Origin of the sequence: Methylobacterium sp. 4-46 (assembly GCF_000019365.1) — a bacterium.
Lineage (GTDB): Bacteria > Pseudomonadota > Alphaproteobacteria > Rhizobiales > Beijerinckiaceae > Methylobacterium.
Window position 1 is genome coordinate 5,814,339 of the sequence record NC_010511.1, and the last position, 23,547, is coordinate 5,837,885.

Consider the following 23,547-nt stretch of genomic DNA (forward strand, 5'->3'; position numbering starts at 1 on the left):
TTGGCACAGGTTGTTCGGCATGGATGCGCCTGCCGAACGAGACGCACGCATCGCCCGCGAGAAGGCGGGCCTCGTCAAGGCCGAGCAGGACATCGTGGCGGGTGAGCGACGCGTCGCCGAACAAGATCTCAGGATCAGGCGGCTTCGGGCAGAGGGGCACGACACCGCCCAGGCAGAGCAGCTTTTGGAGATGCTGGGCGCCACGCTGGCCGAATGGCAGCACCATCGACGGGCAATCCTCGACGTGATCCATCGCCTGGAGGCCGAGGGCCGGGCATCGGAGCGATGAGCGAGGCGGTCCGCGGGACCGCGCGCGGATGCATCGGCCGGATCGAGCGGGCCGCATCGCGCTGCCGCTAACGGCCCGCCGGCACGTCAGGCCGCGCGTCGGGCACGAAGCCGTCGCGGTTTGGGTTGGCCACGCGGGGCAGGCTCTGCGCGTCGAGGACCGCGTCCCCGGGCAGGATGCCGTTGCGGTGCAGGAGGCAGGCCGAGACGGCGTAGACCTCGGGGTCCGAGAGGGATTGCGGCGCGTCGAAGGGCATCGCCCGGCGCACGCAGTCGAACAGGGTCGTGGCGTAGGGCCAGAAGCTGCCGATGGTCCGCACCGGCTCGGCGCCCGCCAGCGTGCCCCGCCCGCCCACGAGCCGGTCCGCCGCCCCGCCTTCCCCCGCCGCGCCGTGGCAGCCGGCGCAGCGCACGACGTCGCGCCGGCGATGGTCAACCTCACCTGCCCGCTCGCGGCGGGGGGCGACCCGAACACCGCCCTCCTCGTTGACCGGGCGGCGGACGACCAGTTCGTGCTGCGCTTCGTCGCCCGCGAGGACCGCAAGGACGATCCCCGCCTGCGCCGCTTCGTCGAGACCTGCAAGGACCCGCAGGTGAAGGCCTTCATCAGGCGGACCCTCCCCGGCTTCGTGCCGGCTTGGCCGGGGGCGTGAGCCCTTCCGCGTCGAGCCTCACACCACATCCGCCAAAATGCCTTCGGGATGGCGGATTCGGGCATCGCTCAGGCGCCGCGCGGGCGCGTGATCCGGGATCCGCTGCGATCGACCGGATCCCGGATCAGCCCTGCCCGACGCGGCACGGCTGGGCGGCCGCCCGCGCGATGCCGCCGAGCCACCCGGCGGCGCGGTCCCGGCGGGCGCCGGAGATCCGCCGTCTCGCCCAACCTCTTCCGACAGAAGACCATCCCGGTTGACGCGGCGCTTGGCCCCGCCATGCTCCCGCCGATCCGCAGCCCGACGCCGGTGAGCCTCCCGGCGCGCCCGGAGACCGCCATGGCGAGAGCCCGCACCCTGCATCTCGGCGCCTTCATGCGCCCGGTCGGCATCCACACTGCGTGGTGGCGCTATCCGGGGGGTTACCCGGTCGCGAACTTCAACTTCGCGCACCTCGCGCGCTTCGCGCAGACGCTGGAGCGGGCGAAGTTCGACGCCTTCTTCATGGCCGACCACCTCGCGGTGCTGAACATGCCGATCGAGGCGCTCAAGCGCTCGGCGACCGTGACGTCGTTCGACCCGCTGACGCTGCTGCCCGCGCTCGCCGTGGTGACGGAGCGGATCGGCCTCGTCGCCACCGCCTCGACCACCTACGACCAGCCCTACCACGTCGCCCGCAAGTTCGCCTCCCTCGACCACCTCTCGGGCGGACGGGCGGGCTGGAACGTGGTCACGACCTCGAACCCGGACGCGGCGAAGAACTTCGGGTTGGAGCACCATCCCGAGCACGCCGACCGCTACGAGCGCGCGCACGAGTTCGTCGAGGTGGTGAAGGGCCTGTGGGATTCCTTCGCGGACGACGCGTTCCTGCGCGACGTGGAGAGCGGCGTGTTCTTCGCCCCCGAGCGGATGCACGTCCTCGACCATCGCGGGGAGCACCTCGCGGTGCGCGGTCCCCTCAACGTCGCGCGGCCGGTGCAGGGCTGGCCGGTGATCGTGCAGGCGGGCGCCTCGGAGGCGGGCCGCCAGCTCGCGGCCGAGACCGCCGAGGTGATCTTCGGTGCGGCCGCCACGCTGGAGGACGGCCGCGGCTTCGCCGAGGACGTGCGCGGGCGGATGGCGAGGATCGGGCGCGATCCCCAACACCTGAAGATCCTGCCCGCCTGCTTCGTGGTGGTGGGCGACAGTGACGAGGAGGCGCGCGAGAAGCGCGCCACCCTCGACGGCCTCGTGCACGAGGCGAGCGCCCTCGCGGCGCTGTCGATCGCGCTCGGGGTCGATGCGGGCGCCTTCGATCCGGACGGGCCGCTGCCCGCGATTCCGGAGACCAACCAGTCGAAGACCGGGCGCGAGCGGGCGATCGCCCTCGCCCGCCGCGAGGGCCTGACCGTGCGCCAACTGGCGCAGCGCCTCGGCGGCTACGCCGGCCTCGCGATGGTCGGCACGCCCCGGCGCATCGCCGACGAGATGCAGGCCTGGATCGAGGCCGGGGCGAGCGACGGCTTCACGATCATGGTCTCGGACGTGCCGCAGGGCCTCGACGACTTCACCGGCAAGGTTGTGCCGGAATTGCAGCGGCGCGGGCTGTTCCGCACGGCGTACGAGGGGCGCACGCTGCGCGAGCACCTGGGGCTGCCGCGGCCGGCGAACCGCTTCTTCCCGTGAGGCCCGCCGCGAGGCCCGCCCGTCGCGCACGCGCGCTCGATCCCCCTGCACCGCCCCGCGCGGCGCGACGGAGCCGGGTCGGCCGGCCTGAATCTTAATAGTCTTTATACAAAGTAGACTATTCCCGCGAGGCGTCCGCTGCGCTAGGCTTCCGCCCGGGCAGGGAGGGTCGAGCATGGTGGGGACGGGATCGCGCGCGGCGCTGGCGGAGCGCTACGGGCCGGCGGGCGCCGACCTCCCGGTCGCCTGGAACGACACGCTGGCGGGGCTCCTCGCCCACCGCTCCGTGCGCGCCTACCGGCCCGATCCCCTGCCCCCGCACACGCTGGAGACGCTGGTCGCGGCAGCGCAGTCGGCGGCCTCCTCCTCCAACCTCCAGACCTGGAGCGTGGTCGCGGTGGAGGACCCCGAGACCAAGCGGCGCCTGTCCGCGGTGGCGGGCGGGCAGCGGCACGTGGTCGAGGCGCCCCTCGTGCTGGTCTGGCTCGCCGACCTGTCGCGCCTCGCCGCGATCGGCCGCGAGAAGGACCGCCCGACCGACGGGCTCGCCTATCTGGAGACGCTGTTCGTCGGCATCATCGACGCCGCGCTCGCGGCGCAGAACGCCACGGTCGCGCTCGAATCCCTGGGCCTCGCCTCGGTCTATATCGGGGCGCTGCGCAACGATCCGGCGGCGGTGGCGGAGATCCTGGGCCTGCCCTCGAACGTGCTGGCGGTGTTCGGCCACTGCGTCGGTCACGCCGATCCGGCGCGCCCGGCCTCGGTGAAGCCGCGCCTGCCTCAGAGCCTCGTCCTTTACAGGGAGCGCTACGGGGCGGGCGCCGACCCGGCGGCGGTCGCCGCCTACGACCGCACGCTCGCCGCCTTCCAGGAAGGCCAGCGCCTGACCCCGGTGGGCTGGACGAGGGCGGCCCTCGACCGCGTGCGCGGCCCGGAGGCGCTGAGCGGCCGCGACAGGATCCGGGCGGCGCTGGAGCGGCTCGGCTTCGGCCTGCGCTGACGCGGGAACGGCGCCGGGGACGCTCGGCGAGCCCATCGACAACGTCATCCTCCTCGGGGCCGCGCGGAGCCGGGATGCTCACCAACAAGGGAAAGTACGGGCTCAAGGCGCTCGTCCACCTCGCGGCCCTGCCGCCGGGGACCCGCATCGGCGTCGCCGAGGTCGCGGCGGCGAACAACATCCCGAAGAAGTTCCTCGACGCGATCCTGGGCGAGCTGCGCAATGCCGGCCTCGTGCACAGCCGCAAGGGGCCCGGCGGCGGCTACGCCCTGGCGCGGCCGCCGGAGGAGATCCGGGTCGGCCACGCGGTGCGCGTGCTCGACGGGCCGCTCGCCCCCGTTCCCTGCGCCAGCCGCACGGCCTACCGCCCCTGCGAGGATTGTCCCGACGAGGGGGCCTGCGCGGTGCGCCTCGTGATGCTGGAGGTGCGCAACAGCATCGCGGGGGTGCTCGACACGCTCACGCTCGCGCAGATGCGCGACCTGCCGGCGGCGGACGAGGGCGGTAGCATCACCTACCAGATCTGATCCGCCTCATCCGCCGTCCGGACGATCACGTCCGGACAGCGCAGGGCAAGCCCGCGCGGCGCTTGAGCGAAGCCCGCATCCGCCATCCCGAAGGGATCGAGCGGATGACGAGCCCGCGCGGCGCGTGAGCGAAGCCCAAATCCGCCATCCCGAAGGGATCAAGCGGATTCGGGATGACCAGCCCGCGCGGCGCTTGAGCGAGGCCGACATCCGCATGGCCGAAATGGGAGATGGCGACGCAATCCGTCGGATGTCGGATCAGGGGCTGGCGCGGCCGACGGCCGCCGTGACGGGCCGCGACCGGCCGCGGGCGCCGCCGTCGAGGATGCGGGCGGCGAGCCACGCGCAGGCCGCGTCGAGGTCGAGGAGGTCCGGCACGGGGGCGTAGGGCATCAGGTCGGAGAGGTCCGCGGAGAACAGCGCGTCCTGCGGACCGGCCGCGCGCACCTGCGCCAGCAACGGGTGGTTCGTCCGCGCCGCCGGGATCTCCGCCGGCCGGCGCGCCAGCGCGTCGAAGGCGCGCCGCCCGTGCCGCAGCAGGCTGCCTCGCGCGGCGGGCGGCAGGTGGTGCCAGAGCGCCGGGGCATGCAGGCGCACGCCGTCCACCGCCTCGGTCCAGGGAATCCCGCGCGCCCGCGCCTCGCCGAGCACGCGCCGCAGCCAGCGGGCGAGGGAGGCAACGCCGGTGCCGAGAGGCAGGTCGGCGGGGTCGAGGCGCAGCACCCGCAAGGGCCCGCATGCCTCGACGCCGCGCGGCGGCGCGGGAGCGGCCGCCGTCACCGTCGCGGTGCGCGCCAGGATCGTGGTGCCGTCGTCGAGGAGGGCCGCGACGCAGCCGACCGTGCGGCCGAGGCGAAGACACACCCCCTCCGCCACGTGGAGGCGGGTGGCGGCCTCGCGCAGCGCGCCGCTCGCGCGCGGCTCGGACGCGGTCGACGCGCCCTCCGGCCACCAGCGCGCACCGTCCGCGACGCCGGTCCTCAGGATCGCGGCGTAATCCTCCCGGCGCAGCAGGCGGCAGAGGTCCGGGCGCCCCTCGACCAGCGTCACCTGCGCGCGCGGATCGCGCCGCAGCAGGTGGGAGGTGAGACAGAGGGCACCGGCCGTGGCACCCACCACGAGGTGGTGGCGCCCGTCCACCGGAGGCGGGATCGCGGCTGACCCGTGCATCGGGGTCTCCTTCCGGGAGCGGCAACGCGGCCGGATTGTCGATCCGATGGACCGAAAGATCAACGAGAACGTTCTTTTTACAGAACGTCTTTGCGCAGGAGAAGGGCGTGGCCGCACCCGGCGTCGCGAGAGGATCCTGCGGCGGACGGAAAGTGCTTCGCGCGGCGAGGCCCGCCTCGCCGCGCACGGGCCCGCCGCGCCGGGATCCCGGCCGACGCGGCGCGGGCCGCGCCGCTCCCCCGCCCGGGGACGGCGCCCGCCGCGCAGGCCGAGCGGTCTCCGCCGGACCGGTCGGAGCCCGGATCACACCCGCCGCAGGGGCACCCGGAACAGGCGCAGGGCCGCGAGCAGCGTCGCCGCGTAGGCGAGGAGGCCGAGGCCGCCGAGGGCCGAGAGGATCGCGAGCTCGCGGAAGCGCGGCAGGGGCGGCATCAGCCGCTCCAGCAGGGGCAGCCCGCCGAGGGTGCCGAGCGCCAGCACGGCGCAGCCGGCGAGCACCCCGCAGGCCGTGACGGCGAGCGCCCGGCTCGGGGCGGTCCAGCCGCGGCGGCGGGCGACCAGGAACAGCATCAGCACGTTCACCCAGACGCCCGCCGCGGTGGCCAGCGCGAGGCCGGTCACGCCGAGCGGGCCGGTCAGCGCCACCTTGAGGGCGACGTTGAGGGCGACCGCCGTCAGCGAGGCGACGACCGGGAAGCGCGAATCCTGGCGCGCGTAGAAGCTCGCCACGATGCTGCGGATCAGCACCGCGGCCGGCAGGGCGAGGCCGTAGGCGGCCAGCACCGCCCCGGCCCGGGCCGCCGCCTCGGCGTCGAAGGCGCCGCGCTGGAACAGGGCCGTCATGATCAGGTCCGGCACCAGCAGGAAGGCCACCGCGAACGGCGCCGAGAGGGCGAGCGAGAAGCCGGTGGCGCGGTTCTGCGCCGCGTGGGCCGCGGCGGCGTCGCCGGAGGCGAGGCGCCGGCTCATCTCCGGCAGCAGCACGGTGCCGGCCGCGATGCCGATCACCCCGAAGGGCAGCTGGTAGAGCCGGTCCGCGTAGTAGAGGGCCGAGACCGCGCCAGCGGGCAGGAAGGAGGCGATGATCGTGTCGGCGAACATCGCGATCTGCACCCCCGCCGAGCCGATCACCGCCGGCCCGAGCATGCGGAAGAAGCGCACCATGCCGGTATCGGCGAGGGTCGGGCGCGCGAGCCGGGGCGCCACCCCCGCCCGCACGGCGTCGCCCCAGACGAGCAGGAATTGCAGCACGCCGGAGACCGCCACGCCCCAGGCGGCCGCGTAGGCGGCATTGGGGAACAGGAAGGCCAGGGCGAGGGAAGCCAGCAGCGAGAGGTTGAGCAGGACCGGGGCGGCCGCCGCCGCCGCGAAGCGCTTGCGGGCGTTGAGCACCCCCGAGAGCAGCGTCACCAGGGTGATGAACAGCAGGTACGGGAAGGTGATGCGGGTGAGCGCGACCGCCAGGGCGAATTTCTCCGGCTCCTCCGCGAAGCCCGGGGCGAGGGCCCGCACGACGAGCGGCATCATCGGCAGCGCCAGGGCGAGGAGCGCGACCTGGATCAGCAGCATCAGGGTGAAGATGCGGTCCGCGAAGCGCCGCGCGTCCTCCCGCTCCCCGGCCCCGTCCAGCCCCGCATAGGTCGGCACGAAGGCGACGTTGAAGGCCCCCTCGCCGAAGATCGCCCGGAAGTGGTTCGGCAGCCGGAAGGCCACCACGAAGGCGTCGGCGATCGGGCCGGCCCCCATCACGGCGGCCATCACCACGTCCCGCAGGAAGCCCGTGACCCGCGACACCAGGGTCCAGCCGCCGACCGAGAGGATGCTGCGGATCATCGACACGACTCGTCCTGATGCGGGCGCGACGGCGCCCGCCCGGTCACACTGCCCCCGGAAAGGTGGCGCGAGCGCGGCGATCGTCGGGGAACGGCGCGGCCTGCGCGGCGGCGGCCGGGCCGATCCGCTCGGCGACCACGTAGAGCGGGCGCCGCTTCACCTCCGCGAAGATCCGCCCGATATACTCCCCGATGATGCCGAGCGACATCAGCTGGATGCCCGAGAAGAACATCACCGACACGATGAGCGAGGCGTAGCCCGGCACGTTCGGCCCGCGGAACAGGTACTCGCCCACGAAGTAGAGGGCGGCGAGGAACGCCAGCGCCGCGATGGCCCCGCCCAGATAGGTCCAGACCCGCAGCGGCACGGTCGAGAACGAGGTGATGCCGTCGAAGGCGAAGCGGAACAGCTTGCGGAAGCTCCACTTGGTCTCGCCGTGGTGGCGCGCCTCGACCGCGTAGGGCACCCCCACCGAGCGGAAGCCGATCCAGGAATAGAGCCCCTTCGAGAAGCGGGCGCGCTCGGGCAGCGCCCGCAGCACCTCGACGCCCTTGCGGTCGATCAGCCGGAAATCCCCGGCCCCCTCGGGCAGCGGCATCTCGCCGAAGGTGGCGAAGAGCCGGTAGAACAGCCGCGCGAAGCCGCGCCGCAGCCGGCTCTCGCCGTCCCGGTCCATGCGCTGGGCGTAGACCATGACGTTGCCCTCCCGCCAGAGCGCCACGAAGGTCTCGATCAGCTCCGGGGGGTGCTGGAGGTCGGCGTCCATCAGCACCACGGCGCGGCCGCGGGCGTGGTCGAGCCCGGCCGCGATCGCGACCTCCTTGCCGAAGTTGCGGCTGAACGAGACCGCGCCGATGCGCGGCTCGCCCGCATGGTGCGCGGCGATCACCGCGGCGGTGGCGTCGCGGCTGCCGTCATCGACGAACAGCACCTCGAAGGCCGGGCCGATGCGCTCCAGCACGGGCAGGAGGCGGGCAAGGAGCGGCCCGACATTGGCGCTCTCGTTGTAGACCGGTATGACGACGCTGAGGTCGACCGGGTCGCTTGGCCTGAACAGCTCCACGGTGCCGTTCCTCGATGTCTGTGCCGGGCAAGGCCGGCCTTGCGCGGGATCAAGAACCGGCGCCGCGCGCCGGATCAAGGGAATGCTGTAGCGCATGCCACCTGAACGGCGACCGATCGTGCTCTGCGCCGACGATTACGGGCTGAGCCCCGGGGTGAGCCGCGGGATCCTGGCCCTCGCCCGGGCCGGCCGGATCTCGGCGACGGGGTTGATGACGAACCTGCCCTCCTTCGCCCCGGCGGCCCCGCCCCTGCGCGAGGTCGCCGGGCGGGTCGGGCTCGGCCTGCACCTCACGCTGACGGCGGGCGCGCCGCTCGGGCCGATGCCGCGGCTCGCCCCCGGCGGCGCCCTGCCGTCCCTGGGGCGGCTGATGCGGGCGGCCTTCGCGGGCGCCCTCGATGCCGCCGAGACCGAGGGCGAGATCGCCCGCCAGCTCGACGCCTTCGAGCGGGCCCTCGGCCGCCCGCCGGACTTCGTCGACGGGCACCAGCACGTGCACGTGCTGCCCGGGCTGCGGGGCGCGCTCCTCGCGGTGCTCGCCCGGCGGGGCCTGGCCGGGCGGACCTGGCTGCGCGATCCGGGCGACCGCCTCGCCGCCCTCCTGGCCCGGCCCTCGGCCCCGAAGGCCGGGCTCGTGCGCGCCCTCGCGCTCGGCTTCCGGCGCGCGGCGGTCCGGGCGGGGTTCCCGACCAACCGCGGCTTCTCGGGCTTCTCGGATTTCGCGCCCGGCAGCGGGTTCGCGGAGTCCTTCGAGCGGGCCTTCGCCCGGCTCGGCCCGGCGCCCCTCGTCATGTGCCATCCGGGCGAGGCGGACGACGCCCTGCGGGCCCTCGACCCGGTGGTCGCGAGCCGGCCGGCGGAGCTCGCCTACCTCGCCTCGGAGCGGTTCGCGACCTTCCTGGAGCGGGAGGGCTTGCGCCTCGCGCCAGCCCCCGGAGCGCGCGGGTCCTGCGGCGGCGGAGGACCCGGCTGACCAGCCGGGGCAGCTCGGTCCTCGGAGGGCGTCGCGGCTCGACGGTCACCGCGGGCCGGCTCCTCTCCCCGCATCGGGGGAGAGGAGCGCGCCGCGCGGCGGCGGCGCATAACGAGGCCTGTCATACGCCATCCGGTTGATTGCTTCGCCATCTTCCATTTCGGCAATGCGGATGTCGGCTTCGCTCAGGCGCCGCGCGGGCTCGTGATCCGGGATCCGCTTCGATCAAGCGGATCCCGGATCAGGCGATCGCCTCGTGGTACATTTTCTCCACGTGCTCCCAGTTCACCAAGTTCTCGATGAAGGCCTTGAGGTAGTCGGGACGGCGATTGCGGTAGTCGATGTAGTAGGAATGCTCCCAGACGTCGACGCCGAGGATCGGCTTGGCCCCGTGCACCAGCGGGTTCTCGCCGTTGGGGGTCTTCATGATCTCGAGCTTGCCGTTCCGGACCGCGAGCCAGGCCCAGCCCGAGCCGAACTGCGACACGCCGGCCTGGATGAAATCCGCCTTGAACTTGTCGGCGCCGCCCAGATCCTCGGCGATCTTCTTCTCGAGCGCGCCCGGGATGGCGCCGCCGCCGTTCGGCTTCATCCATTGCCAGAAGTGGATGTGGTTGTAGTGCTGGCCCGCGTTGTTGAAGAGCGGCTGGTTCTGGCCGTAGGACGCCTTCACCACCTCCTCGACGGACTTGCCCGCCAGCTCCGACCCTTCGAGCAGCTTGTTGCCGGTATCGACGTAGGCCTTGTGGTGCTTGTCGTGGTGAAACTCGAGGGTTTCCTTCGACATGTAGGGCTGCAGCGCGTCGTAGGCGTAGGGCAGTTCGGGCAGCGTGAAGGCCATGGTGTGTCTCCGCATCAAGAGGGCGGCGGACCCGCCGGCCGGCAGCCTCGCTGCGGCGCGGGATCCGGGCGTTAGGTAAGTCGCGCGGCGGCCTCCGGCAACGTGCCGCGGGGGCCGTCGGCCGGGCGAGCGGGCCGGCCCGGTTTTGAAAACCCGCCGCGGGCGCTTAATCTCGGCCGTAGGCGGCGAGGCCGCGCGGTTCGAGTGGTGTGATGATCGGTGCGTTGTTCGCGCTCGCCCTGCTGATGATCCTGGGCGGGCTCGCCTCGGTGGTGCAGGGCATTCCCTACGTGCGGCTGGAGATCGGCTGGACCATGGTCATCGCCGGCACGGTCGGGGCCAGCGGCGGCGCGCTGCTCCTCGGCCTCGCGGTGGCGGTGACGCGCCTCGCGCGGATCGAGCGCCTGCTGGCGCAGCCCGCCGCGTCCGGCCCGCGCGCGGAACCCCACTCCTTTCCCGGCCCCGGCCCCGCGACGCGGCCAGCGGAGCCGCTGCCGCCCCCGCCCGCGATGCCGTTCCAGACGGCCGGTCCCGCCCCGGCGGGCCCAGGGAACGCCGGAACCAGCACGCCCGAGGGGACGGCGCCGGAGCCCGCGGCGGCCTCGGCCATCGCGGCGGCCCTCGGCGGGGCGGGGGTGGCCGGGGCGGCGGCCCTCGCGGCGCCCGCTCCGGCCGCGGCGCCCGACGCGGCCGCGGCCGACGCGGCCGCACCCGAGCTGCGCCTGACCCGGGCCGAGCCCGACCCGGCCGAGGAGCCGGAGCCCGCGCCGGCGGAGACGCCGCCGGACTCCCCCGCGCCGGCGCCCTCCGCCGAGGCCGCCGAGACCGCGCCGGAGCCGGCTGCCCCTGAGGAGCCGGCCATCGTCGGCACCTACGCGTCGGGGGGCAACACCTACGTGATGTACGCGGACGGCACGATCGACGCGCAGACGCCGGGGGGCAAGTACCGGTTCACGTCGCTCGACGAGCTCAAGGTCTTCATCGCCGAGGGCGGCGAGGCCGGCGGGGAGATGCGCTCCGGCGCGGCCTGACCCGGGCCCGAGGGCGGCCTTTGCGACCGGGCCCGGCGAATGCTGGGATCGGTCCCGGGGGACCGGCCTGCCGCCCGCTCCCGCATTCGAGGTCGCCGATGCCCGCTCCCATCCTCTCGCCCTCCCCCTCGCTCCCTGCCATGAACCCCGTCCGCGCCGTCGTCTTCGACGCCTACGGCACCCTGTTCGACGTGCATTCCGCCGTGCAGCGCCACGCCGCCGCCCTGGGGCCGCAGGCGGCGAGCCTCTCCGAGACCTGGCGGCAGAAGCAGCTCGAATACAGCTGGGTCCTGTCGCTGATCGGGCGCTACGCCCCGTTCCGCCGCCTGACCGAGCAGGCCCTCGACACCGCGCTCGCCCTGCACCCGGGCGTCGATCCGGCCCTGCGGCCGGCGCTCCTCGACGCCTACCGGACCCTCGACGCCTATCCGGAGGTTCCCGCCACCCTCGAAGCGCTGCGGGCGCGGGGGCTGCGGACCGCGATCCTGTCGAACGGCGACGGGCCGATGCTCGACGAGGCCGTGCGCGCCGCCCGGCTCGGGCCGCTGCTCGACGCCGTGCTCTCGGTCGATCCGGCCGGGATCTTCAAGACCAGTCCGCGCGCCTACGCGCTGGCCACCGCGCATCTCGGACTCGCCGCCCCGGAGATCCTGTTCGTCTCCTCGAACCGCTGGGACGTGGCGGGGGCCTGCGCCTTCGGCCTCGCGCCGGTCTGGGTCAACCGCGCGGGCCGTCCCGACGAGTACGCGGACCTGCCCCCGGTCCGGGTGATCGACCGGCTCGACGCGCTCCTGTCCGGCTGAGCCGGGCGCGGGCTGCCCCAAGATCCCCACGATGGCGTGCGAGAGCCCCGCGGCGGCAGGGGGAGCGGGAGGACGGATGGCGAGGTCTCGCGCGAGGATCCTGGCGCTGGTCGCCGCCGCGCTGGCGCTGCTGCCGGCCGGCCCCGGCCGGGCCGCGCCCGCCCCCAAGCACCTCCCTGCCAAGCACCTCTCTGCCAAGCACCTGGCCCCGATCCCGGGGCCGACCCTCGCCCTGATGGCCGCGCGGGGCACCGCGCCGGGCGCCCCGATCCTGATGCGCGCCTTCAAGAAGGAGGCCGAGATCGAGGTCTGGACGCGCGGCGCCGACGGGCGCTTCGCGCACCTCAAGACCTTCCCGATCTGCCGCTGGTCGGGCCAGCTCGGCCCCAAGCGGAGGAGCGGCGACCGCCAGGCGCCGGAGGGTTTCTACAGCATCCGCCCGGCGCAGATGAACCCGAATTCCCGCTACTACCTGTCCTTCGACGTCGGCTACCCCAACGCCTACGACCGGGCGCATGGCGGCACCGGATCCGCCCTGATGGTGCACGGCACCTGCTCCTCGGCCGGGTGCTTCGCCATGACCGACGCGCAGGTGAGCGAGATCTTCGCGCTCGCCCGCGAGGCCTTCGCGGGCGGGCAGGCCGCCTTCCAGTTCCAGGCCTATCCGTTCCGGATGAGCGCCGCCGCGCTGGCGCGGCATCGCCTTGACCCCAACATCGATTTCTGGCGCCAGCTCAAGGAGGGGGCGGACCGCTTCGAGGCGACCGGCCGCGAGCCGCTCGTCACCGTCGCGGGCGGGCGCTACGCCTTCGCGCCCTATCCGGACCCGGCCGTGGAGGCGGCCGCCCAGGCCCACCACGCCGCCGAGGAGGCGAGGATCGGCGACCTCGTGGCGCGGGGGATCGAGGCGGTGCGCACCACCTACGCGGATGGCGGCCAGCACCCCGTCTTCGCGGCGCTGCTGCGCCGGGGCGCGCCCCTCGGCGAGGTCAGCCGGCCGGAGGCGCTCGCCTTCGCGGGCCACGAGGTGGTGACGATCCCGGCCCACCGCGTCCGCCTCGCCGCCCCTCCCCCGTCCGCGCCGGTGCTCATCCCGCTGCCGGTGATCGCGACCGAGCCGTCCCTCTTCGCCCGCACGCCCCTGGCGGAGGGCGCGACGCGGCTCTCCCTGGCGCTGCCGGCCCCGGCGGGCCGGCCGCTCCTCGTCGGCGCGCCGCGCCTCGGCGCCGAGCCGACCCGGTTCGACCCGTTGCGGGCCGATCCCAACTGGCTCGCCGCGGCCCAGGGGCCGCGCCCCCAGGAGCGGCTCAGCGCCCTGCCCTGACGGGGCCCTCACGGGCGGGAGGGCCCGTCCTCGCGCCCGGGAACAGCCGGATGCGACGCCGCTCCCGGGAAGGGCGGGGCCCGGCCGGAGCCGCGGCGCCAGAGCACCAGCGGCGCCCCGAGGGGCACGCGCCAGCGCCCCCGCGCCAGCGGGTGGATCGGGGCCCCCTCGGCCGTCAGCCCGAAGGCGTAGAGGTCGTGCGCCCCGTCCAGCGTGAGCGCCGCGACGAGGCGCTCCTGGTCCGGCCCCGGCGCAAGGAGCGTTCCCCAGGCCGCGACGCGCAGGGGCGCCGCCGAGGCGAGCGCCCGGATGACGGCGAGGTTCGCCTCGCGCCGCGCCGCGCGGGCCGCGGGGGTCAGGCCCGCGAGCCAGCGGCGCAGCGCCTCCGGATGCGGGGTGATGCGGTCCTCGGCATTGACGAGCGTGTAGCCGCCGATCCCCGGCCGGCCCCGGAGCAGGGCCACGAGCCGGCAATTGGTCGGGTCCTGGCGCGCGGCATCCGCCCGGCTCGGATTGGCCGCGCAGACCAGGGCGCGGGGCGCGTCCGACCACCAGCGGTCGAGGCGCGGACGGTGCTGCCCGCAGGCGCTGAAGGTGGCCGAGCCTTGGATCGCGAGGCCCACGGTGCCCCCCGTCAGCCGCGACGGGGCGGAGGGGCCGCCGCGCCGGTCCGGACCGCACCGCATCCCCGCGTGCGCCAGTGCCGGCGCGGCCGCAGGCGCGGCCCGCGCGCTGACGCGCCGGTCCGGCCGCTCGGAACCGGAGGTCGGCGCCGGCCATTACTCGGACAGATCGGAGGAACACCTGTCATGAAGCTCATGAACCGACGAACGACCTTGGTGCTGAGCCTGCTCGGAGCGGCCATGCTGGCGCAGGCGACGGAGACGCCGCAGAAGAGCCGCGAGCAGGCGCCGAACATGCCGGCCCCGGCTCAGACCCTGCCCGAGCGGGTCAGGCCCGCCGATCCGGGCACCACCGGCACCACGGCACCCCGGCCCGCCGACCCGGACCACACCGCCCCGAGCAACGCGGGCGCGCAGCGCACCTGATCCGCCCGGCCCGAATCCGGCGCCCCGGCGCGGGTTGGGCGCCCTCGGCGCGGGTGCGGCGCCTCAGGCGAGGATCGTCTCGCCGAACACCTCCTCGAAGCGCGCGCGCAGCACCGCGTCCACCTCCGGCATCGTCACCGGGCGGCCGAGATCGACGAGGCTCGTGACCCCGTGCGCCCGCACCCCGCAGGGCACGATCCCGTCGAAATGGGTCAGGTCCGGCTCGACGTTGAGGCTGATGCCGTGGAAGGTCACCCAGCGGCGCACCCGGATCCCGATCGCCGCGATCTTGTCCTCGACCCCCTCCCCCTTCTCGGGCCGGCGCACCCAGACGCCGACGCGGTCCTCCCGCCGCTCGCCCCGCACCGTGAAGGCGTCGAGGGTGGCGATCAGCCACGTCTCCAGGGCCGCCACGTAGAGCCGCAGGTCGGGCCGGCGCCGGTTGAGGTCGAGCATGACGTAGGCCACCCGCTGGCCCGGCCCGTGATAGGTGAATTGCCCGCCCCGCCCGGTGCGGTGGACCGGGAAGCGGTCGGGCGCCACCAGGTCCGCCTCCTTGGCCGAAGTGCCGGCCGTGTAGAGGGGCGGGTGCTCCACCAGCCAGACGCGCTCGCGCGCCTCGCCCCGCGCGATGGCGGCGGCGCGGGCCTCCATGGCGGCCTCGGCCTCCCGGTAAGCGGTGAGGCCCTCGCTCACCGCCCACTCGACGGGCGGCGCGCCGGGCGGGGGCGGCAGGGCGTGCGGCAGCACGGAGAGGCGGGCGTTTACCAAGGCTTCACCCTCTTGGCGAAAAGCTCGGATCCGTGTGGCGTGGCGGGGCGGAGCACGTGGCGGTTCTCGAAGAGCTCAAGGTGGATCTCACGGTCGTGCTCGGCCGGACCCGGATGCCGATCCACATGCTGTTGCGCATGGGGCGCGGCGCGGTGATCGAACTCGATGCGACCGATTCCGATATGGTCGATATCCTGGCCAACGACCACCCGATCGCCCGCGGGCAGATCGTGGTGACGGGCAACCGCATCTCCGTGGAGGTGACGGAGCTGATCCGCAAGGCCGACGTGGTGCGCGAGCCCGGCGTGCGCGTCGGCGAGGGCGCCGGCGCCCTCCTGAGCGAGGCCCCGACCCCGCCGTGATCCGGCCCGGACGATTTTCGGTCCGGAGCGCTTGTGACCCCGGATTCGATCTGCTATTGGCTGCGCCGCTTCGATGGGTTTCACCCCCGAACCGCCGGCTCCGCCGACGAGGAAGCGCTCCGCGGCCGTGGCGGAATTGGTAGACGCGCTAGCTTGAGGTGCTAGTTGGGCAACCAGTGGAGGTTCGAGTCCTCTCGGCCGCACCATCCTTGAAAGCCATTGCAGGCCAAAAGGTTGGTGCCAGACATTGGCTTCCGGGGTTGACCGCACCTGCACTGCGGTCCTCCGCATGGCCGTCCCGATGGCACGCCGCGGGACGGACTCCGCATCGGGGTCTGGTATCTTCGCCAGCGCACCCCAGCCGACCTTCTCAAGCTTAAGGGACTGCAAGTCTCGCTCCCCGTGGCCGGTACCTCTGCCACGGTGAAGATCGTTGCGATGGTGCTCGTCTCACTCAGGACCAGGGAGCCGGCTGAAGCCCGGACCCGTCAGGCTGGCGCGGACGCTGCCCCGACGCAGGTCTGGGATGCGCGAAGCAGGGGACCGTCCCCGCTCACGCAGCGCCAAGTCACAGCCCTCGCTGGCTAAGCACGTCCTGCGCAGCCCGCCCCTCGAAGGCATAGCCCACCTGCCCCCGGTGGGAGCCGTCCACGATGCCCTGAGCGTGACTGACGCGAATGGCCCAGCGTGCCTCCAACTGCCCGCGCAGCGGGCTCTCCCTGTCCTTCTCGACACGAGCCCCCGCGAGGCGCCGGTACGAGCCCAGGACGGCCTCCGCAACGCCCACCTGATCGGACCGCCCCATGCCCTCCGTAGACGCGCCGTGTCAGCCTTGCCGTACAGACTGAACCGTGACGCAGCCGGGAATGAACCGCCCAGTGCGCGGCACATACGTGACATATGCACCCCAAGATTCGTAGCCGTCCTCCGAGAGCCATTAGGCACATAATAGACGATATGTGAGACAGATTAGAGACTTATGGCGGCCAATACACCCGTTTCATCTCTCATCTCAGCACCCAGATAGACATAACGATCAAGATAGTTGCACTGATGGCGTGAAGCCCGATCTGCCACCAGGCGGCGGTGCCCACCGACAAGACGAGGGTGACATCACAGACCGGAATGAGGACGGTTGCGCTCAGGACGATGCCCACCGCACGTCTGGACGAGAAGCAGACGAGCCCGGCCAGATAGAGGGCCAAGGCAGCGTCTCGGAAACCGATGGCACGCAGATACGCATCAGAGACATTGCCAGGAGCCGGTATGCCGAAGATCGAAGCTCCGGCGGTCGGGGCTGCGATGAACAGGCCGCTCAGGCACAAGAACACCGCCGCGAGGCCCAGGACGGCCCAGAAGCTCAGCTCTGAACTGGATAGGTGTTGGTCGGCAGAAGCCACGCTGGCCCTCCTCCGGCTGCGTGAGGTCAACCGTGGAGGGCGCCTGCGGTGTCGTGCCCAGGCGCCTTGAGACCACGTCCATCTCCTGCCTGACAGGCGCAAGGGCACCGAATCTGGCAGCGAGGGCGGCATCACGTGCCGAACGTGCTCCGCGTGTGAGCCGAACTATGAAGCCCGTGGACGGATGTAAGCTTCGCTCGCCTCCGCGCCTTGTCCTCAGTACGCTTAGCAGCAAGGAGGCGTGCTGAATGAAGGCAATGCATGCAGTCTGCCACTACAAGAACGGCAGACCAGACAACCTATTTCAAGTTGGAAAAGGTCAGGGAGTTTTTAAATCGGGATATTGGAGAATTCCTCCAGAAGAGGCGCTCGCCTTACGGGGTGGGTGGCTCTACCTTCATGAGACCAGCAATAAGCCTGCCTACTTTGTAGCTCGTATTGAGGAGGTAGGAGAGCCTGACGGCGAAGGCAAATATAACTTATCAGTTAAAAAGGAAATTCTGAGAATAGAGGTAGCCTGGAGGGGCATCACTCCTACTCAGAGTAGGTATGTCAGTATCGTAGAGGCCGATCGGCCGCATGAGGCTGGCAGCCGCATGAGGTAGGCGCCTGCTTCGCCTCAAGCTCCTGTCCAGCCACCATCACGCAGCTTCCGGGTTCAACGCCCGGTGCACCGACCCGCGACCGATGCCGAGTTCCTCGCCGATGGCGGCCGGACCCGTTCCGGTGGCGTGAAGCTCCCTGACCTTCTCAGCAGGCCCCCATGCAGGGCGCCCCTTGCCGGCATAGACCCCGGCAGCCTTGACCTCAAGCTGGCGGACGATGTCTGCGAGGTCAGCATGAGACTCCTCAGAGCGGCCACCATCCACCGAAGGTACGGTATGATAAACATTCTGAGGGCGGCCCTGTCATGGAACCAGCACCCGACTGCAGCCTTACTGGCCCAGGCGCATCTCGGAAGGTGGCGCTTAGCAACGTGCCAGACGGGGGTGCTTCATGCCTTCACACGACGCGCACGGGTTCTCGCAGCCTTCTCAGGGCAACCTGCTCTTCAGAGCCATCAAGAACGACTGGATTGCAGGCGAGCTTTGGCGGTTTGCGGCTGACCTGACCGAGCAGGGACTTCTCGACCAAGCGGCGGAACTCAGGGCGGAGTCACGGGCGGCCCGTGTGGCCGCGATGCAGTGCCGAGCCAGGGCCGGGTTGTTCTCAGTCCTGAGTTGACCTCTATCAGAGGGGTAAGCTGCGCGGACACCTGGGGGCGCGGGCGCTGCACCGCGGCGGCCCGGTTCCGCGACCCGACGCATGGTGCCGACGGGCACCCGGGAACGAGCCCCCTCAGGTGAGGACGCGCTCCCCCGCCGGCGTGCGCACCAGCGCCCGCAGCGCGAAGTCCGGGCCCGCCCGGAAGGCGGGCGGGTCGACGAGGCCGAGCCGCGCGTGCAGCGCCGCGATCCGGTCCGGCTCGGGATGCGCGAGGTCGAGGCGGACGAGCCGCGCCCCCGCCTCCGGCATCGCGCCGGCCGGGCCCGGGAGCCCCTCCCAGTCGATCACGCTGGGCACGGCGCCGTCCTCCGGCAGGGTGCCGTCCGGCCGCAGGGCGAACAGCCAGGACCGCTCCCCCCGCGAGATCCGCGCCGGGCACCCCACCAGGGCGCCATGCGCGGCCGCGACCGCGGCGATCGCTCCCGTCCGCGCCACCAGCGTGCGCAGCCGCCGCCCGCGCGCCCAGGCCGCCCGCACCGCGTCCAGGTCGTCGAGGCCGAACCAACGCGGCCCGGCCGGCGCCGGTGCCTCGGGGTCGCGCGCGATCACCTCCAGATAGAGGTCGTCCCCGAGCCGCAGGACGAGGTTGTGCGTGCCCATCTGGGGATGGCGGCCGCCGGCCCGCATCGGCAGCCCGAGGCACGCCTGAACATGCGCCTCGCCCTCGGCGAGCGTCGGGGCGACGATCACCAAATGGTCGAGCCGCAGCATCTGCGCGCTCACGGCCCCCTCCCGGCGCTCGCGTCCGTCATCGCCCCTTCCCCGGACCCGCCCGGCGCCGGGCGTCAGCCCCGCAGCGTGGCGCCGGTCTTCTTCGCCACCTCGGCGACGATCCGGGCGCTCACCGCCTCGATGTCGGCCTCCGTGAGGGTGCGGTCAACCGGCTGCAGCCGCACCGCGACCGCGACGGACTTCTGGTCCGCCCCGATCCCCGGCCCCTCGTAGACGTCGAAGACCTCGGCCCCCGCGACGAGCGTCCGCTCGGCCCCCTGCACGGCGCGCAGGATGTCGCCGGCCGCGACGTCGCGGCCCACCACGAAGGCGAAGTCGCGGCTCAGCGGCTGGAAATCCGAGAGCTTCGCGGCCGGCTTGACCTTGGTCGGCCGGTGCTTGGGCAGGGGCAGGGCGTCGAGCACGATCTCGAAGGCGACGACCGGTCCCTTCACGTCGAGCGCCCTGAGCACCCGGGGATGCACTTCGCCGAAATGCCCGATCGGGGTCCTCGGCCCGAATTGCAGCGTGCCGGAGCGGCCGGGATGGAACCAGTCCGGCCCGCCGGCCACGACCTGCAGCCCGCCGACCGGCACGCCGAGGGCCGTGAGCAGCGCCAGCGCATCCGCCTTCGCCTCGTAGGCGTCGACCGGCCGCGCCGCGCCGTCCCAGTGCCGGCCCGCGCCGGCGGCGCGCGCGCTGCCCCGCCGCAGGGCCGCCGCCCGCATGGTCTGGCCCTCGGGCGCGTCGGAGGCGAAGCACTGCCCGACCTCGAACAGGGCGACGTCCGGGTAGCCCCGGTCGGCGTTGCGCTGGCCCGCCCGCAACAGGCCGGGCAGCAGGCTCGGGCGCATGTCCGAGAGGTCCGCCGCGATCGGGTTCGCCAGCGCCAGGTCCGGCCGCCCGCCGCCGAACGCCTCGGCATCCGCCTTGGCGATGAAGGACCACGTCACCGCCTCGACGAGGCCGCGCGCGGCGAGTTCGCGCTTGGCGAGGCGGGTGCGCTTCTGCAGCACCGTCAGGACCGGGCGGATCACCGCCGCCTCGACCCGCGGCAGCGGCTTCGGCTCGATCCGGTCGAGGCCGGCGATGCGCACGATCTCCTCGACGAGGTCGGCCTTGCCCTCGACGTCCGGCCGCCAGGAGGGCGGCAGCACCTTGACCCGGTCGCCGCTGCCGGAGACGTGGAAGCCCAGCGCCTCCAGCGTCACCTTCATCTCGGGCCGCGGCAGGTCGAGCCCCGAGAGGCGGCGCACCTCCGTCCAGGGGAAATCGATGACGCGGTCGGTCTCGGGCCTCTCGCCCGCGACCGTCGCCTCGGTCGGGACGCCGCCGCAGAGCTCGATCACCATCCGGGTCGCGAGGTCGAGGCCGGGCAGGGTGAAGGCCGGGTCGACGCCGCGCTCGAACCGGTAGCGGGCATCCGTGATGATCCCGAGCCGCCGCCCGGTCCGGGCGATGGTGCGCGGGTCCCAAAGCGCCGATTCGATCAGCACGTCGGTGGTGGATTCGTCGCAGCCCGAAGGCTCCCCGCCCATGATGCCGGCGATCGATTCCGGCCCCGCCGCGTCGGCGATGACCACGATCCCGTCGTCGAGCTGGTAGGTCCGGCCGTCGAGGGCGAGGAGCTCCTCGCCCTCGCGCGCCCGGCGCACCGTGAGGTCCCCCCTCACCTTGGCGGCGTCGAAGACGTGGAGCGGCCGGCCGCGGTCGAAGGTGATGAAGTTCGTGATGTCGACCAGCGCATTGATCGGCCGCAGGCCGATCGCCTTGAGGCGGCGCTGCAGCCATTCGGGCGAGGGGCCGTTGCGCACGCCGCGCACGAGCCGCAGGCCGAAGAGCGGGCAGAGATGGCCGTCCTCGGGGGCGAGGGCGCGGGTCACCGCGACCGGGCAGGGCCCCTCCCCGCGCAGGGTCGGCAGGGTCTCGCGCCTGAGCCGCCCGAGCCCGGCCGCCGCGAGGTCGCGGGCGATGCCGGCGACGCCCGTGCAGTCGGGCCGGTTCGGCGTCAGGTTGATCTCGATCACCGGGTCGTCGAGGCCCGCATAGGCCGCGTAGGTCTCGCCCACGGGCGCGTCCGCCGGCAGGTCGAGGATGCCGTCGTGGTCCTCCGAGAGGCCGAGCTCGGCCCCCGAGCAGAGCATGCCGCGGCTCTCGACGCCCCGGATCGTGCCGACCGACAGGGTGATGTTCTTGCCCGGCACGTAGGTGCCGGGCGGCGCGAAGACGCTGCGCATGCCCGCCCGCGCGTTCGGCGCGCCGCAGACGACCTGGACGGGCGCGGCCCCGTCCCCGAGATCGACGGTGCAGACCCGCAGCCGGTCGGCATTGGGATGCGGCTCGGCGGTGAGCACGGCGGCGATCCGGTAGGCGGCGAGGTCCGCCGCCCTGTTCTCGACGCGCTCCACTTCGAGCCCGATGCGGGTCAGCGTCTCGACGATGACGTCGAGGGACGCGTCGGTGTCGAGGTGGTCCTTGAGCCAGGAGAGGGTGAATTTCATGGGGCGCCGGCCGTTGGCTGGAAGGGAGTCGGGACTTGCGCGTCCGGGCGGGGGGCGACGGGGAACCGCGACGCCGCCCTCAGCCCGTGAGCCCGCCGACGAGGCTCGGAATGTCGAGGGGCCGGAAGCCGTAATGGTCGAGCCAGCGCACGTCCGCCTCGAAGAACGGGCGCAGGTCCGGCATGCCGTACTTGAGCATCGCGATGCGGTCGATGCCCATGCCCCAGGCGAAGCCCTGCACCTCGTCCGGGTCGAGGCCGCACTGGCGCAGCACGTTCGGGTGCACCATGCCGCAGCCCAGGATCTCCAGCCAGTCGTCGCCCTCGCCGAAGCGGATCTCCCCGCCCTTGCGCGAGCACTGGATGTCGACCTCGGCGGAGGGCTCCGTGAACGGGAAGAACGAGGGCCGGAAGCGCATCTTCACGCTCTCGACCTCGAAGAACGCCTTGCAGAACTCCTCCAGGATCCACTTCAGGTGGGCGAGCGTCGCCGTGCGGTCGATCACCAGGCCCTCGACCTGGTGGAACATCGGCGTGTGGGTCTGGTCGGAATCGTGCCGGTAGGTGCGGCCGGGGCAGATCACCCGGATCGGCGGCTGCTGGCTGCGCATCGTGCGGACCTGCACCGGCGAGGTGTGGGTGCGCAGGAGCTTGCGCGTCCCGTCGCGGCCCGGCGGCAGGAAGAAGGTGTCGTGCATCTCCCGGGCCGGATGGCCCTCGGGGAAGTTCAGGGCCGTGAAGTTGAGCTCGTCCGTCTCGATGTCCGGCCCCTCGGCCACCGCGAAGCCCATGTCGCCGAAGATCGCCGTGATCTCGTCGATCACCTGGGTGATCGGGTGGACGCGCCCGCGCGTCTCGGGGCCCTCGCGCACCGGGAGCGTCACGTCGATGCGCTCGGCGGAGAGCCGCGCCGCGAGGGCCGCCTCGGCGAGCGTCTCGCGGCGGGCCAGGATCGCGCCCTGGACCCGGTCGCGAAGTCCGTTGATCAGCGGGCCGCGCTCCCTGCGCTCCTCGGGCGACAGGCTCCCCAGGGTCTTCAGGAGTTCGGAGACGGCGCCCTTCTTGCCGAGGGCGGCCACCCGCACGCCTTCGAGCGCGGCCTCGTCGGCGGCGCCCTCGACCTGCGCCAGGAGGTCGGATTCGAGGCTGTGAAGATCGGTCATCGTGTCCCTGCCGGATCGCGCCGGATGCCCTGCCCCGCGAGGCACGGGCGGTCAAGCCGCCGCGATGCCGCCCGGCCTCGCGCGCGGCGCGCCGCCCCACTCGCGGCGCAGCGCCGCCCAAACCGCGGCGCGCAGCGCCGCCCAAACCGCGGCGCGGCGCGCCGCCCAAACGGAAACGGCCCGCGCGAGGGCGGGCCGTCGAACCATGCAGCCCCCGGGCGGGCCGAGCCCCCGGAAGCGCCGCCGCTACGCCGCCTGCGCGGTCTCGGCCGGCAGGGCCGCCCGGGCCTGCTCGACCACGGCCGCGAAGGCCGCCGGCTCGTGGATGGCGAGCTCGGAGAGCGCCTTGCGGTCCACGACGATGCCCGCCTTGGCGAGCCCGTCGATCAGGCGCGAATAGGTCAGGCCGTGCTCCCGGGCCGCCGCGTTGAGGCGCTGGATCCACAGCGAGCGGAAGTTGCGCTTCCGGTTCTTCCGGTCGCGGTAGGCGTATTGGAGGCCCTTCTCCACCGCCTGCTTGGCGATGCGGATCGTGTTCTTGCGCCGGCCGTAATAGCCCTTGGCGGCCTTCAGCACCTTCTTGTGCTTGGCGTGACTCGTTACGCCGCGCTTGACGCGTGCCATGATGATCTCCTGAACAATTCTACGAAACAGACGGATCGCGGCTCGGAAGCTCTCAGCCGTTCGGCAGGAAGAACTTCTTCACGTTGGCGGCGTCGCCCTCGAACAGGGTGGTCGTGCCGCGCAGGTTGCGGATCTGCTTCGTGGTCCGCTTGATCATCCCGTGGCGCTTGCCGGCCTGGGCGTACAGGACCTTGCCGGTCCCGGTGATCTTGAAGCGCTTCTTGGCGCCCGACTTGGTCTTGAGCTTGGGCATTTGGCTCTCCTGAACGCGCGGGGACCGGGCTCCGGAGGAGCCCGACCGTCACGCGCATCGGTTGCGTGGAGCGAAGCGAACCGCCACGGCAGCCCTCACGGCCGGGCGGTTCGGTCGAGGCGCGCGCTCTAGCACAGCCGATCCCGGCCCGCAATCACGGCTTGCCGGGCGCCGCGGCGCCCGCGCCGGGCGGCAGGGGCCCGGGGCGCCCTGTGCGCAGCGGGGACGAGGCCGCGCCGCCCCTCGTCTTGTGCGACGCACCGGAACCATAAGCGTG

Annotated in this window: 25 protein-coding genes and 1 tRNA gene; 13 read left to right on the forward strand and 13 right to left on the reverse strand. The window is 73.0% G+C overall.

Annotation, left to right across the window (positions count from 1 at the left end; genetic code table 11):
- Positions 1–19 precede the first annotated feature (19 nt).
- Positions 20–289, forward strand: coding sequence for a hypothetical protein (locus M446_RS25540; protein ID WP_043701630.1), 270 nt, complete (start codon positions 20–22; stop codon positions 287–289).
- A gap of 67 nt (positions 290–356) precedes the next feature.
- Here M446_RS25540 and M446_RS39140 read toward each other — a convergent pair whose 3' ends face one another.
- Entirely contained in the window at positions 357–881 is a 525-nt protein-coding gene (locus M446_RS39140) for a hypothetical protein (protein ID WP_083784735.1), read from the reverse strand.
- Between the two features lie 399 nt (positions 882–1,280).
- Between M446_RS39140 and M446_RS25550 the strand changes: the two genes are divergently transcribed.
- The 3 genes from M446_RS25550 (at position 1,281) to M446_RS25560 (ending at position 4,133) form a co-directional block, all read left to right on the forward strand.
- The gene (locus tag M446_RS25550) at positions 1,281–2,606 is read left to right on the forward strand and encodes an LLM class flavin-dependent oxidoreductase (protein ID WP_043702676.1); all 1,326 of its coding nucleotides are present in this window, start codon (positions 1,281–1,283) and stop codon (positions 2,604–2,606) included.
- A gap of 175 nt (positions 2,607–2,781) precedes the next feature.
- On the forward strand, positions 2,782–3,606 hold the full coding sequence (locus M446_RS25555; protein WP_012335005.1) for an NADPH-dependent oxidoreductase: 825 nt from the start codon (positions 2,782–2,784) through the stop codon (positions 3,604–3,606).
- Positions 3,607–3,680: 74 nt separating this feature from the next.
- Entirely contained in the window at positions 3,681–4,133 is a 453-nt protein-coding gene (locus M446_RS25560) for an RrF2 family transcriptional regulator (protein WP_012335006.1), read from the forward strand.
- A 258-nt stretch (positions 4,134–4,391) separates the two neighbouring features.
- On the opposite strand, the gene M446_RS25565 is transcribed toward M446_RS25560, so the two are convergent.
- The 3 genes from M446_RS25565 to M446_RS25575 form a co-directional block, all read right to left on the reverse strand.
- Positions 4,392–5,303 carry a hypothetical protein gene (locus tag M446_RS25565; protein ID WP_012335007.1) on the reverse strand — a complete coding sequence of 304 codons (912 nt, stop codon included), beginning with the start codon at positions 5,301–5,303 and terminating at the stop codon, positions 4,392–4,394.
- Positions 5,304–5,606: 303 nt separating this feature from the next.
- On the reverse strand, positions 5,607–7,136 hold the full coding sequence (gene murJ / locus M446_RS25570; RefSeq protein WP_012335008.1) for a murein biosynthesis integral membrane protein MurJ: 1,530 nt from the start codon (positions 7,134–7,136) through the stop codon (positions 5,607–5,609).
- A gap of 43 nt (positions 7,137–7,179) precedes the next feature.
- Entirely contained in the window at positions 7,180–8,199 is a 1,020-nt protein-coding gene (locus M446_RS25575; protein WP_012335009.1) for a glycosyltransferase family 2 protein, read from the reverse strand.
- Between the two features lie 94 nt (positions 8,200–8,293).
- Between M446_RS25575 and M446_RS25580 the strand changes: the two genes are divergently transcribed.
- Entirely contained in the window at positions 8,294–9,172 is an 879-nt protein-coding gene (locus M446_RS25580; RefSeq protein ID WP_012335010.1) for a ChbG/HpnK family deacetylase, read from the forward strand.
- Positions 9,173–9,413: 241 nt separating this feature from the next.
- Here M446_RS25580 and M446_RS25585 read toward each other — a convergent pair whose 3' ends face one another.
- Entirely contained in the window at positions 9,414–10,013 is a 600-nt protein-coding gene (locus M446_RS25585) for a superoxide dismutase (protein WP_012335011.1), read from the reverse strand.
- 212 nt (positions 10,014–10,225) lie between these two features.
- Here M446_RS25585 and M446_RS25590 point away from each other — a divergent pair, with 212 nt between their 5' ends.
- From M446_RS25590 to M446_RS25600, 3 genes are all read left to right on the forward strand, one after another.
- Positions 10,226–11,044 (forward strand): hypothetical protein, encoded by an 819-nt coding sequence (locus M446_RS25590; protein WP_026190708.1) that lies wholly within the window; start codon positions 10,226–10,228, stop codon positions 11,042–11,044.
- A 98-nt stretch (positions 11,045–11,142) separates the two neighbouring features.
- A complete protein-coding gene (locus M446_RS25595) occupies positions 11,143–11,847 on the forward strand; it encodes a haloacid dehalogenase type II (RefSeq protein WP_012335013.1) in 705 nt (234 codons plus the stop codon).
- A gap of 76 nt (positions 11,848–11,923) precedes the next feature.
- Positions 11,924–13,171, forward strand: coding sequence for a L,D-transpeptidase family protein (locus M446_RS25600; RefSeq protein WP_012335014.1), 1,248 nt, complete (start codon positions 11,924–11,926; stop codon positions 13,169–13,171).
- Positions 13,172–13,179: 8 nt separating this feature from the next.
- On the opposite strand, the gene M446_RS25605 is transcribed toward M446_RS25600, so the two are convergent.
- Positions 13,180–13,794, reverse strand: coding sequence for a DUF1643 domain-containing protein (locus M446_RS25605; RefSeq protein WP_043701636.1), 615 nt, complete (start codon positions 13,792–13,794; stop codon positions 13,180–13,182).
- A gap of 186 nt (positions 13,795–13,980) precedes the next feature.
- On the opposite strand from M446_RS25605, the gene M446_RS25610 reads away from it, so the two are divergent.
- Positions 13,981–14,220 (forward strand): hypothetical protein, encoded by a 240-nt coding sequence (locus M446_RS25610; RefSeq protein ID WP_012335016.1) that lies wholly within the window; start codon positions 13,981–13,983, stop codon positions 14,218–14,220.
- A 63-nt stretch (positions 14,221–14,283) separates the two neighbouring features.
- Here the strand turns inward: M446_RS25610 and lipB are convergent, their stop codons facing one another.
- Positions 14,284–14,991, reverse strand: a complete 708-nt coding sequence (gene lipB / locus M446_RS25615) for a lipoyl(octanoyl) transferase LipB (RefSeq protein ID WP_012335017.1) — start codon at positions 14,989–14,991, stop codon at positions 14,284–14,286.
- A 56-nt stretch (positions 14,992–15,047) separates the two neighbouring features.
- On the opposite strand from lipB, the gene M446_RS25620 reads away from it, so the two are divergent.
- The 3 genes from M446_RS25620 (at position 15,048) to M446_RS39765 (ending at position 15,941) form a co-directional block, all read left to right on the forward strand.
- Positions 15,048–15,353, forward strand: coding sequence for a FliM/FliN family flagellar motor switch protein (locus M446_RS25620; protein WP_012335018.1), 306 nt, complete (start codon positions 15,048–15,050; stop codon positions 15,351–15,353).
- A 121-nt stretch (positions 15,354–15,474) separates the two neighbouring features.
- Positions 15,475–15,559, forward strand: a tRNA-Leu gene (locus M446_RS25625).
- A 121-nt stretch (positions 15,560–15,680) separates the two neighbouring features.
- Positions 15,681–15,941, forward strand: coding sequence for a DUF6538 domain-containing protein (locus tag M446_RS39765; RefSeq protein ID WP_415926921.1), 261 nt, complete (start codon positions 15,681–15,683; stop codon positions 15,939–15,941).
- A gap of 419 nt (positions 15,942–16,360) precedes the next feature.
- Here the strand turns inward: M446_RS39765 and M446_RS25635 are convergent, their stop codons facing one another.
- Positions 16,361–16,753, reverse strand: coding sequence for a DUF4267 domain-containing protein (locus M446_RS25635; RefSeq protein ID WP_012335019.1), 393 nt, complete (start codon positions 16,751–16,753; stop codon positions 16,361–16,363).
- Between the two features lie 248 nt (positions 16,754–17,001).
- On the opposite strand from M446_RS25635, the gene M446_RS37545 reads away from it, so the two are divergent.
- Positions 17,002–17,358: a hypothetical protein gene (locus M446_RS37545; RefSeq protein WP_150108732.1), complete on the forward strand. Its 357-nt coding sequence runs from the start codon at positions 17,002–17,004 to the stop codon at positions 17,356–17,358.
- Between the two features lie 733 nt (positions 17,359–18,091).
- Here M446_RS37545 and M446_RS25640 read toward each other — a convergent pair.
- The 5 genes from M446_RS25640 to rpmI all read right to left on the reverse strand — a co-directional run bounded on the left by M446_RS25640 (position 18,092) and on the right by rpmI (position 23,270).
- Entirely contained in the window at positions 18,092–18,730 is a 639-nt protein-coding gene (locus M446_RS25640) for a VOC family protein (RefSeq protein ID WP_012335020.1), read from the reverse strand.
- A gap of 74 nt (positions 18,731–18,804) precedes the next feature.
- Complete coding sequence (gene pheT / locus M446_RS25645) at positions 18,805–21,231, reverse strand: phenylalanine--tRNA ligase subunit beta (protein ID WP_012335021.1); 2,427 nt, start codon at positions 21,229–21,231, stop codon at positions 18,805–18,807.
- A 79-nt stretch (positions 21,232–21,310) separates the two neighbouring features.
- The gene (gene pheS / locus M446_RS25650; protein WP_012335022.1) at positions 21,311–22,393 is read right to left on the reverse strand and encodes a phenylalanine--tRNA ligase subunit alpha; all 1,083 of its coding nucleotides are present in this window, start codon (positions 22,391–22,393) and stop codon (positions 21,311–21,313) included.
- Positions 22,394–22,639: 246 nt separating this feature from the next.
- The gene (gene rplT / locus M446_RS25655; RefSeq protein ID WP_012335023.1) at positions 22,640–23,017 is read right to left on the reverse strand and encodes a 50S ribosomal protein L20; all 378 of its coding nucleotides are present in this window, start codon (positions 23,015–23,017) and stop codon (positions 22,640–22,642) included.
- Between the two features lie 52 nt (positions 23,018–23,069).
- Positions 23,070–23,270, reverse strand: a complete 201-nt coding sequence (gene rpmI / locus M446_RS25660) for a 50S ribosomal protein L35 (protein WP_012335024.1) — start codon at positions 23,268–23,270, stop codon at positions 23,070–23,072.
- Positions 23,271–23,547 lie beyond the last annotated feature (277 nt).